General features: G+C 33.7%; 9 protein-coding genes. All 9 read left to right on the forward strand.

The features are described 5' to 3' along the window. Positions 1–22: 22 nt before the first annotated feature. Positions 23–3661 (forward strand): BREX-1 system adenine-specific DNA-methyltransferase PglX, encoded by a 3639-nt coding sequence (gene pglX / locus ACZLXV_RS10825; RefSeq protein ID WP_482383430.1) that lies wholly within the window; start codon positions 23–25, stop codon positions 3659–3661. A 49-nt stretch (positions 3662–3710) separates the two neighbouring features. After that, positions 3711–5051 carry a hypothetical protein gene (locus tag ACZLXV_RS10830; protein WP_482383431.1) on the forward strand — a complete coding sequence of 447 codons (1341 nt, stop codon included), beginning with the start codon at positions 3711–3713 and terminating at the stop codon, positions 5049–5051. A 149-nt stretch (positions 5052–5200) separates the two neighbouring features. After that, the gene (locus tag ACZLXV_RS10835) at positions 5201–5398 is read left to right on the forward strand and encodes a hypothetical protein (protein ID WP_482383432.1); all 198 of its coding nucleotides are present in this window, start codon (positions 5201–5203) and stop codon (positions 5396–5398) included. Positions 5399–5410: 12 nt separating this feature from the next. Continuing rightward, positions 5411–5701: a DUF6339 family protein gene (locus tag ACZLXV_RS10840; protein ID WP_482383433.1), complete on the forward strand. Its 291-nt coding sequence runs from the start codon at positions 5411–5413 to the stop codon at positions 5699–5701. Positions 5702–5926: 225 nt separating this feature from the next. Further along, entirely contained in the window at positions 5927–7198 is a 1272-nt protein-coding gene (locus ACZLXV_RS10845) for an AAA family ATPase (protein ID WP_482383434.1), read from the forward strand. A gap of 1 nt (position 7199) precedes the next feature. Further along, positions 7200–7943: a retron system putative HNH endonuclease gene (locus ACZLXV_RS10850; RefSeq protein ID WP_482383435.1), complete on the forward strand. Its 744-nt coding sequence runs from the start codon at positions 7200–7202 to the stop codon at positions 7941–7943. 41 nt (positions 7944–7984) lie between these two features. Then, positions 7985–10531, forward strand: coding sequence for a BREX-1 system phosphatase PglZ type A (pglZ, locus tag ACZLXV_RS10855; protein WP_482383436.1), 2547 nt, complete (start codon positions 7985–7987; stop codon positions 10529–10531). Between the two features lie 34 nt (positions 10532–10565). Then, a complete protein-coding gene (locus ACZLXV_RS10860) occupies positions 10566–11507 on the forward strand; it encodes a DUF2971 domain-containing protein (RefSeq protein WP_482383437.1) in 942 nt (313 codons plus the stop codon). Between the two features lie 82 nt (positions 11508–11589). Next, positions 11590–12012 carry a hypothetical protein gene (locus ACZLXV_RS10865; protein WP_482383438.1) on the forward strand — a complete coding sequence of 141 codons (423 nt, stop codon included), beginning with the start codon at positions 11590–11592 and terminating at the stop codon, positions 12010–12012. The last annotated feature ends 198 nt before the right edge of the window (positions 12013–12210 follow it).

Consider the following 12210-nt stretch of genomic DNA (forward strand, 5'->3'; position numbering starts at 1 on the left):
GCTTGATTGGAGGATATAGCACATGAACAAAAATGCAATTAAGAAATTTGCAATAGATGCAAGAAATAAACTGATAGCATCTGTCACAGACAAGGCAGGTATGCTTGGAATCACACCGGATAACTGCAGTGAAGCAATAACAAAAGGTGTCGATTTTGAAGTATATAAGACAACCGCAGGAACAGAAGTAACACTTAACAAAAAGCAGTGTGAGCAAAGAAGAAAACTGGTAGACCAGATTAATGCAAAAGGCTTTGAGGCGGTAGTGGAAGAAGTAGCATATACATGGTTTAATCGTATATGTGCTATCCGATTTATGGAAGTTAATGATTATATGTATCCTGTAAGAGTTCGTGTGCTTTCTTCTGAAAAAAAATCTTCTGTAAGCGGATTGGTAAAGAATGAGCCTGATGTGGTAACAATGGCACCTGATATTGATTGGGATTTCACAGATAAAGAGAGAGATGAAATCATTGATGCCAAGATGAATAACAGACTTGATGATTTATTCAGAATGCTCTTTATAAAGCAGTGCAATCTGCTTCATGAAGTATTACCGGGACTTTTTGAAGAGACAGAAGACTATACAGAAATGCTTCTTAACATCTCATTTACAAATGAAGATGATGTAATTCGTATGCTTGTAGATGGTATAGATGAAAAAGAATTTAATATCACTACTGTTGGCGAAGATGGCAAGGCAGCAGGACAGGTGGAAATCATTGGATGGTTATATCAATATTATAATACAGAGCCTAAAAATAAAGCATTTGCAAAGAAAGGCAAAATCACAAAAGAGGAAATTCCGGCGGTTACCCAGCTTTTTACTCCGGACTGGATTGTAAGATATATGGTAGAAAACAGCCTCGGCAGAATGTGGGTAGAAGGACATCCGGATGATGAATTGAAGAGCAAATGGAAATACTATCTGGATGAGGCAGAGCAGGAAGAGTCCGTACAGCAGGAACTTGATAAGATAAAGGCAGAGTATGCAACATTAAAGCCAGAGGATATAAAGCTTATTGATCCTTGCATGGGCTCCGGTCATATTCTGGTGTATGCGTTTGATGTATTTATGCAGATATATGAAAATGCAGGATGGTCACAGAGAGATGCTGCACAGAGCATTATACAAAATAATATATACGGACTTGATATAGACGACAGAGCAGCACAGTTGAGTTATTTTGCAGTATTGATGAAAGCAAGACAGTATGACAGAAGAATACTGACAAGAGGCATAGAGCCGAATGTATATGCTGTGCAGGAGAGTAATGGTATTAATCGAGGTCAGCTTAAATATTTTGGTGCAGGATTGACAGAGGAAGAGAAACAGACCGCATTATTGCAAATGGAAGGACTTCTTAATACATTAAATGATGCAAAGGAATATGGTTCTTTGCTTAATGTGGAAAGCTATGATTGGGAATTGTTAGGCAGATTTGTAGAAAGCAGCAATACTGAAGGTCAGATTTCTTTTGATACATACGGATTGGATGAGACAGCGGAGAAGTTAAAACGATTGATTAGAATTGGGAAGGTGATGGCTCAGAAATATGAGGTTGTTGTTACTAATCCGCCGTATGCGGGTACGAGTAATCTTAGTGCAAAAGTAAATAATTTTGTTAAGAAAAATTATCCTGATAGTAAGGCTGATTTATTTGCTGTGTTTATTGAGCGTTGTGGAGAGATGCTTAAGAAAAATGGATATCAGGCGATGATAACGCAGCATTCGTGGATGTTCATTGGAAGTTTTGAAACATTAAGAAGCAAGATGCTTAATTGTAATTTAATAAGTATGGTTCATTTAGGAATAAAAGCATTTGAAGAGATTGGTAATGATGTTGTACAGACATGTTCGTTTATTTATCAAAAAGATAAAAAAAATAATTATTTTACAAAATTTGTAAGACTTGTAGAATATAAAAGTTATAGCGAGAAGGAAAAGGAGTTTTTCAATACGCATAATAGAATAAACTCTAAATGTATGAGATTTGGCAATATACCAGGCATACCATATGCTTATTATGTGAGTGACAATTTTATAGATAATTTTCAAAATGCAAAATATATTGAAGATTATGGAAAATTAACTGGTTCGCAAAATATTACAGGTGATAATGAGAAATATTTAAGATTATTTTGGGAAGTCGAAAAAGAAAAAGTGGGTAATGAATGGCGATTGTATGCTAAAGGTGGTGATTACAGGCAGTATTATGGTAATTTATCTTATATTGTAAATTGGTCAGAACAAGCTAGAAAGTTTTATGCGACAAATAAAACATCTAATTTATTAGCAGAAGAATTTTGGTACAAAGAGGGGATAACATATTCGGCAATTACGAGTAGAGGGACTGGTTTTAGATATCTACCTAAAGGATGTATTTTTGATAAGGGAGGACCATCAATAAATCTGTTCATCAATAAAGATGAAGTTTTAGCATTACTAAACTCTAATGTGGCAAAATACTACTTTTGGGTTTTTAATCCATCAATAAATTTACAAATTAAGGATGTTAAAAGTTTTCCAATAATTTTACCTGAATTAGAAGAAATAAAAAAATTGGCAAAAGAAAATATTGATTGCTGTAAAATGGATTGGGACTCTTATGAAACATCTTGGGACTATAAGATACATCCATTAGTGAAGAATACATTATCAAAAGATCTTTCTGAGAAATTTGTAGAATGGGAAATGGAGTGCGACAACAGAATTAAAACACTTATTAGAAATGAAACAGAATTAAATAAAATATTTATTAATGCATATGGGTTAAGAAATGAGGTAACACCAGATGTTGAAGAAAGAGATATCACAGTCCATAAGGCAGATTTGCAGCGAGATATTAGGAGTTTAATTTCTTATGCAGTAGGCTGTATGTTTGGACGTTATTCTATCTATCAAGAGGGCTTGATGTATGCTGGTGGCATGTGGGATTACAGTAAGTATAAGGATGCAGCATGGAGAACGGAAGGAAGACCGGATGTATCTGATTTTTATACAAAACTTCATTATATGCCAGATTTTGACAATATTATTCCAATTACAGACGAAGAATATTTTACAGATGATATTGTTGGACTATTTGAAGATTTTATAAAAACGGTGTATGGAAAAGATACACTGGAGAAAAATCTCAATTTCGTAGCAGAAGCACTTGGTAATAAGGGCAACACAAGTAGAGAAGTAATCAGAAATTATTTTTTAAATAATTTTTTTAAGGATCATTGTAATACTTATTCTGTTACGGGTTCCGGTAAGCGTCCTATCTACTGGCTTTTTGATAGTGGTAAGCAAAATGGATTCAAAGCACTTATCTATATGCATCGATATGATGCTGATACAGTAGGCAGAGTAAGAACAGACTATCTTCATAAGGCACAGAAGTATGTAGAAAATGCAATGCAGAGTGCACAATATACGATTGACAATGCTAAATCTGCATCAGAAAAATCAAAAGCTACAAAAGCAGTAACAAAGTACACAAAGCAGCTTGCTGAGATGAAGATATATGATGAAGCCATTGCTCATGTTGCTAATCAGAGGATAGAGATTGATCTGGATGATGGCGTAAAGGTAAATTATGCAAAATTCCAGGGTGTGGAAGTCGCTCAGGAAGGTAAGAAAACATTGAAAGTTGATTTGTTGGCGAAGATATAGGTAATATTGTTTTAAAAGATATATAGATTAAAGGTGGTGCATATTAGACATGATAAGTCGTAACACAGATAATTTTACAGGATTTGTAATTCAAGATGAAGAGAAAATATATTTTCATGCACAGGATAAAGTGTTTAATTTTATAACAAAGGGAGTGGGTATATTTGCTGAGTTCTCAGAAAGCGTAATGAAATCGCCAGATTATTTTTTACATGGGTATTCAACGGATGGTTATCAGATTGCTTTATATACTGGGTATGATGAAAGGATAATATCGTCAAACTATAAATTGCGACCAGGAATTTATCTTGTGAGTACAGCTAATTTGTGTAGCTATGATATGTCTAAAATGCAAGCAATAGAGTTTATTGGTGGAACTCTTAACAATTTGTATCAGCAACCCCAAATCGTTACAAAATATGACAAAGAAAGGAAGTACTATATTAAAACTTATCCTGAATTTAAGAAAGAGTATTCTGTAAGAATAAATGGTATTGAATGCAAGTTTATTTTGAAAAATATACCATCAAAGAATAATCCATCAATCATGAACTTGATTGCGAGATATGAATTTCCAAAGGAAATGCCTATAAAAACCATAAGACTTACCTATAATGTTTTAATGAAAATATGCAGGTTTATGACAAATAGAGAAAATGTCGGATTCGATGAGGTGTGTCTCTATCAGATTGATGACAAAACAGGTAAGTGGTTTAAGTTTGCTGATGGATTCCTAGATTACCAGTATGATAAGTTTACAGAAAAGAAATATCAACAGAATATTTTATTTGATGATGTTGATGAATGCATAGCTAATTTACACTCTGTAATGTCTGCCGATACTGAGGGAAAGGCAACCTATTTATTTGATTTTTATGCAGATAACGATAAGGATTATAGCATATTGTCTAATGATAAGATTAAAAGTATATGTTCATCTATTGAATGTGAATTAGATTTTGTAACGGATCTTAAAGATGATGAAAATAATAATTTGACAGATTTAATTAAAAATGTGAAAGCGGTAATTAAACAGCATAAAAAGTCAGATAAAAAATTAGAAGACAAAACTTATGATATGATTTTTAGCAGTATATCTCATTGGGGGATGGCTAATAGTAGAAAGATACATTTGCTTTATAAAAGACAAGATTATTATATGAAAATACTCAAGGAAAAAGCTCAATTATCATGTACAGAAGAAGATATTGCGACATTTGTAAAATATAGAAACGATATTACACATGGAAGATATAGGACATTAGATTCGGTGGTTGCTGAGACAGCATATACTTTGATGGCATTAGCATATTGTTGTTTCTTACTTAGAATAGGAATAAAAGACGATAAACTGAAATTTTTATTTGAAAGTAATAGAATTGCGTCTTGAGTAATTTATGAAATATTCAAGTCATAAGCAGAAGTATTTCAAAAGATGATGCCAGATATGAGTTCCATGATCTTGATGGTACAGTTGATCCGCAGCATCAGTTTCCTGTAAGTATTGAAAGTACAGGCGACTGTCTGGACAATCATGATTTGAAATGGGTGCGTTCTCTTAATTCTGAAAGTGGAAATACAACAGTTAAAGAAGCAAAAGAATTAACTAATATATCAAAGGATGTACAAAAGAGAATTATGACAGGAGACAAGTCATTAATTCTTCCGTTGATATCTTATTATGGTACAGGAACGAAATTTGACACCATATTGTGGAATAATTATTTCATGGCTTGAGAGTAAATTGAATTGACAATATATCTCATTGATGATTATGCTACTAAAATGTTGATTATATTTTCTAATAATTACATAAGTAATCATGATATTACTGTAGGACTGTTTTCAGCGTTAAAATATCTTGAAAATATCGGATATAAAATAAAAGGAAAAAACCATAGAGATGTATATTATGAAGTAACTAAGTATCTAAATGTTTTGGGGGGAACATACATATTAGATTATTTTACATCAGAAGAATTAGAACAAAAGATTATAAAATATATGATGTCAATTAAAGGGGCAATTTGTACAGAGTAGAAATATAGTTGACGATATTATAAGTTATGTGTATAGTGTGTCATAATTAGAGATGGGAGTAAATAAATGGATTTATAAAATATACAATTGAGATTCATCTGAATAATGATGATGGTGTAAAGGTAAATTATGCTAAACTTCAGGGCGTGGAAGTCGCTCAGGAAGGTAAGAAAGCATTGAAAGTGGATTTGCTGGCAAAGATATAGATAAAGGATGGTGAGATATTTGTATTTAGAAAAGATTCATATAGAGAATTATAAAGCAATTGAAAAATTAGATATTAATTTAAAACCTGGGCTGAATCTGCTTATTGGTGATAATGGTTCAGGAAAAACTTCTGTCCTTGAGGGAATTGCTGTTGCTCTTGGAGGTTTGTTTGTCAATGTCGCAGGTGTCAGAACTAAGAATATCGTAAAAGATGATGTTCGTATGAATATAAAAGCTCTGGGTGACTCTTCAACGACGATTGAATATTGTGAACCTGTAGTGGCTGGCTGCACACTTCAGGTAACGGAAGACCAGAATTTTACATGGAACAGAATCAAGGAAGAGGTATCTGCTACCCATACAAAGATAGATGATAAAAATGTATGTGTTTGGATGAAGAAACTTGCTAATAATTCAAGTACAATTCTGCCATTGATTAGTTTTCAAAGTGCTGCCAGAGCATGGAGAGTAAGAAGAGGAGATTTTGGAACGGAATTAAAGAAGAAGTTAGATGACAGAAGATGTGGATATATCGGTTGTTTGGATTCTTCAATGGATGTGAAATCTATTCAGCAGTGGTGTCTCAAACAGGAAATAGTGACCTCCAATAAAGGAATAGTGCGGGAATACGAAATGTTTAAGAATATTGTAGCTTTGTTTATGAAAGAAATCAACGAACTAGATAAGATGCCTTCAATTTATTATTCTCCACAGTTTGATGAATTAGTTTACAAGGATGATAAGGAAGAAATGCCTATTTCAAAGCTGAGTGCCGGTTACCAGTCTTTATTGTGGATGGTTATGGATTTGGCATATCGTGTTTGTATGCTTAATCCGGAATTAGAAAGTAGAGACCAAATTACAGGTATAGTGCTTATAGATGAAATTGATTTACACCTTCATCCAAAGTGGCAGTGGAATGTAATTGATGCATTGCGAAAAACATTTTCAGGGGTTCAGTTTATCATTGCAACACATTCACCGATTGTAATTTCAGCGTCAAAAGAGGTAAACCTGATTCTTTTAGACAAAGTCAAAGCAGTGAGTTATTTACCAGATTGTTATGGATATGAAGTAGAGGATGTACTGAGCTACCGTCAGGAGAGTGTATCAAGACCAAAGGAGGTAAAATACCTGGTTGATGAGATAGAGAATGCGATTGACGATATAGCATTTGACAAAGCAGATGCTGCATTGGAAAGATTAAAAGATGTGCTTGGTGCAGATAATTTAGAGTACAAGAAAATGGCAGGAATGATTTCAGATGCAAAGCTGATAGAGGAGTGCTGACATGCTGTATATAGAAAAAGAAGGTTTGCCGAATGATATAAACAGAAAAATTATAGAGTTGAGCAAAAGCGAGGAATGGAAAAGCATCGGCGAAGACGACACAACAGCAATACGCAATGCCTTCGATAATGATTTTCCAAAGAATGAGGTTAAAGAGATTTTACTTCATGAACAACATGGAATCTGTGCATATTGTATGAGACGTATTCGTATGGACAATCATTCCAGAGTGGAGCATCTTGTACCATTGAGTAGAAACAAGGACATGGCAATTGATTATAACAATATGCTTGGAGTATGTGATGGTGGGGAGAAAGTTACTGGGGATAAGGGACATATTCTTTGTTGTGATGCACATAAAAAAGAGATAGAAATCACGATTAGTCCTCTAAATAGGTCTCAGATGGATAAGATTGCATATGACTCAAAAGGTAAAATCTTCACGAAACCGAAAGATGAAGATATGGAAAGAGATATAAATGAAGTTCTCTTGTTGAACGGTATTCAGAAAAAAGATGGGACGGTAAGAGATACCTCTACGGAACTGTTAAAGGGCAGAAAAGATGCCTATGACAGAGCAAAGAAAATGATGGCTGCCTTGAATACAAAAGGAAAATGTACATCAGCAACGCTTAAAAAGATAATGGATAAATTATACAACAGAGAAGAAAGAGATGAGTTTGTAGGTGTTCAGATATATTATTTTAGAAAACATTACAATTCGCTGATTCGCAGAGGAATGTAATTTGTGCATACCACCTGCACAAATGGATTAGAAGGTGAAATATGGATTTACAGAACATACAGGAACAATTAAATACAGAATTTGACAAGTCAGAGACACGAATCGTATTTTGGTTTGATGATAAAGGTGAATATGAAGATGAGGTATCAGAACTGCAGCTTGGTGATGTAAAGCTGCATATTCTTGATGGTTTAAACTGGTTTTATTCTAAGTATTTATTGAATGAAGCAGATACAGAGAGTAAATATCTTGTTTATGCAGCATTTGCAAAGCCAAGTGATGCCAAAAATCCTCTTGCAGATATGTATTATTACTCAATACATTATTATACAGACAGAGTGTCACAGATGTCTCAGGAGATTGGTATTGATAATCGTTTTAAGGAGCATTTGTCGCAGTATGGCAATTTCTGGAAAAATAAGCATCGTATTGAGAAGTTTAAGGAACTTGGAATTGACTATTACAATGCACAGACGATTGATATTGGTTTGATTGCCGTGCTTACAGATGTGAAAACTCCGAATTTTGAGGAGGTCGTTAAACAGATGATGCTAGGTGACAGTGGAAAATACTTTAAGGCATTGGCTGATAATGGATTGACTGATAAATTCTGGGAGCTTTGTGAAAAATTCTTCGGTTATAAGTCTGAAAAGCCAAACATAGATGATTTGTCTGCTTGTATGATATTAACTTATGCATCGTCTACATTAAAGTCTGCTGTTCCAGAAACAATAAGGTCTTATATTCTTAAGAAGCGTAATGATGTTGTGATTTTTATCCGTAATATCATGGACAATGTGAATTATCAGGATGCCTATGACAAACTGGTAGAAAGAATAGATAAGTCATTACATTTTGTGGCAAAAATACAGGGTGGACTAAAGAAAGATGTGGAAAATAAAAAAGACAGTTCTCTCCAAATATCTGACATATTTGCCTGCGATGCGTTTGCCGGGTTAGATGACATTATTATTGATTGGGCATTGGAACAGCTAAATGATGAGATTTTAGATGCACAGATTGATGGACTGAGTATTGCCGAGGCAGCAGACCAGAGAATGTCTAAGGCATATCACTATAGTGACAGATACAAGAATGAATATACAACTATCAAGTATGCATATTTGATGATGAAGTCTATATCACTTATGGAGTTATCAAGTGATATTAAGTCATTAGCTGCAAATTACCGGGAAGAATACTACCTGATAGATTCGTATTACAGATGGTTTTATTATGCATATGATCAGATTGAAGATAACACCAAATTCTCTGATATAAGACAGAAGATAGAGAATATTTATGCGAATATATACTTGCAGAAGATAACATCAAAGTGGAATGAGAATTTCACAAATGAGTTAATGAATACTATTGATTTGCCTAAGCAGGAAGATTTCTACAAGCATTATATTAGAGGTTACGATGGAAAGCAGAGAGTTATTGTAATTATCTCGGATGCTTTCAGGTATGAGTGTGCAAAGGAACTTTTTGGCAGACTGGAATTAGATGAGAAGTGTACACCAAAGATGGAATGTATGCTTAGTTGTCTGCCTTCTGTGACATCGGTTGGAATGGCAAGCCTGCTCCCACATAAAGATATGCAGGTAGATGGCTGTATGAATGTAACTGTTGATGGACAAGTATGTGCAAGTATGGAGCAGAGGGATAAGATATTGAAATCTTATAATGAAAATAATGTGGCTTTATCGTTTGATGAAGTTGCAAATGCAAATCAGGCTCGAATCAGAGAATTGATTCAGGGCAGGAATATCGTGTATATTTATCACAATCAGGTGGATGCAAGAGGAGACAAGCCTGCAAGTGAAAATGAGGTATTTAACGCTTGTGCTGAGGCTATAGAAGAGATACATAAGTTGGTTAGAAAGCTGACAATATATGTATCTGCACCGAAGTTTTTCATAACAGCAGATCATGGCTTTCTATATAGAAGAGACAGATTACAGGAGTTTGATAAGGTTGCATATCCGAAGGATAAATGCTTATATACCAACAAGAGATTTATTATTACAGAAGATGCAGTAAATGAACAAGGAATCATGGCAAGAACAATGCCATACCTTAATAAACTATATGTAGATACTCCGGTAGGAGCAGATATATTCAAAGTTTCCGGAGGTGGACAGAATTATGTACATGGCGGTACATCTCTGCAGGAGATGATAGTTCCGATAATTGAACTGACAACAAATACCAGAGGTGTAGCATACGATTATGTGGATGTTGTCCTTACATCTGTTACTCGTAAAGTGACAAATCTTATCACATACTTTGATTTCATTCAGACCGAGAAAGTTACAGACACTATGAAAGCTAGAAGTATAGTGGCTTACTTTACTACGGAGGATGGAGAAAAGATTTCATTTGATGTGCCGATGATTGCTAATAGCAGAGAAGATGCACCGGAGAAGAGAACTTTCCATGAGAAGTTTACTTTGAAATCAAGAGAATATAAATACGGTGATAAGTATTATCTTGTATTGGCAGATGCTAGTGATGAGAAGAATATTTTACAGCAGTATGAGTTTATGATTGATATTGCATTTATGGATGATTTTGGATTTTAGAATATTTAATAACATAAAGGATAGAGACGAATATATGAACAATTGGAATGAATTTATTAAGCTGTATAATAGTTTTCAATACGAGGAAATTGAAAAATTACACGGGAATATTTATCATTATACGAGTCCAGAAGGATTGAAGGGAATATTTGATACAAGCTCCTTATTTGCTTCAGATATGTATTTTTTAAATGATTCGAGTGAGGGAATGTATGTAATATCGCTTATTGAGGAAAATATTGATAGATTATGTAAAAGTGAAAATGAATTAAAGAGATATGTAGAGAAAGAATTGCGACTTATTAAATCAGGAAAATGGCAGGAACAAATACATAATTACATAATTTCATTTAGCCAAAATGGGGATTCACTTGAAATGTGGAACTATTATACAAAGGGTAATTCGATACAAGGATATAATATTGGATTTGATATTGATAAATTATCATCATGCATTCAGATAGAAATATTGGATGATAATGGCGGTCAGATACCGAGAGATAATGAGAAGCACTTAGTACTGTATCAAGGAAAGGTAATCTATGATAAAGATAAACAGGTTTCTATAGTAGAATCAATTTTTGATAAATTTTACCGAAAGTACATAGAATTGAGTGATAAGGAGATGTTAAGCCTAGTTGCTCATTTCATCGTTTCTAAAATAATTAATTATGGTATGTTTTTTAAATCAAAGGAATTTTCAATAGAAGAGGAATATCGTTTTATTTATGCTACATACTTACTAAAAAATAATTCTGAAAAAGGGATACCATATAAGGAGCAGTTTAGAATCCATGATGGATGCTTGGTGCCATATCAAAAATGTTTGTTTGATATGAAAAGCGTTTCAGAGGTAACATTTTCACCATCATTGTATAATGAAATGACAGAGGCAGGATTGAAACGGCTGCTAGATCAGTGTGGAATAATGCATGAGAATAGAATTAAAAAATCAAAGATTCCATTGAGATATTAACAAATTGTGTGGTAAGCAATATGGTTGAAATAAACAATTTTGCCGTGAAAAATCTAAATCTATTGGAGAAAACTTTATTCCGGTGGATGCATCAGATAAGCAGATGAAACAGAAATATATGGATATGGTTCGTCACAGTGCGGTAAATTCTTCTATGGAACAGATAAATAAATTCAGTCTGCAAATGTTTTATACTGCGGACATGGAGAATGTATATTATGCAAAAGATATAGATTGTTTTATTGTTGCAGAGGTAGAAAATGATGTATTGCTCTTGCAGAGTGTAATATGCAGAAATAAGGTTATGCTTTCGGAAATTTTACAGAGAGTGGGAACTAAATATCACAAATGCAGGCTGGGATTTACACCTGCCAGTGACGATATGTATATGTGCATTTCAGAGCGTTATAATGGAGAGAATGAGTACAGGTTGTTTTATTTGGGAGAGAAAATGGAAAGTATAATGCATGAGAAAATTTATTTTCCGGAACTTTCCCATGCGTAAAATACAATAACCCTGTATCGTTTTTTACAATACAAACAGGATAAAAAAGAATAATATGTTTATTGTAAGCAAATAAGTTAAGGCTGAAAAAATACTTGTAAAAATTTGACAATTATGATATTATCAATACATGACAAAGGTGTCAACGGTTGTATTCCGTTGGCACTTTTTTGTGCTTTTATTCCTTTGTTGTGTATT

Source organism: Butyribacter sp., assembly GCF_056818865.1.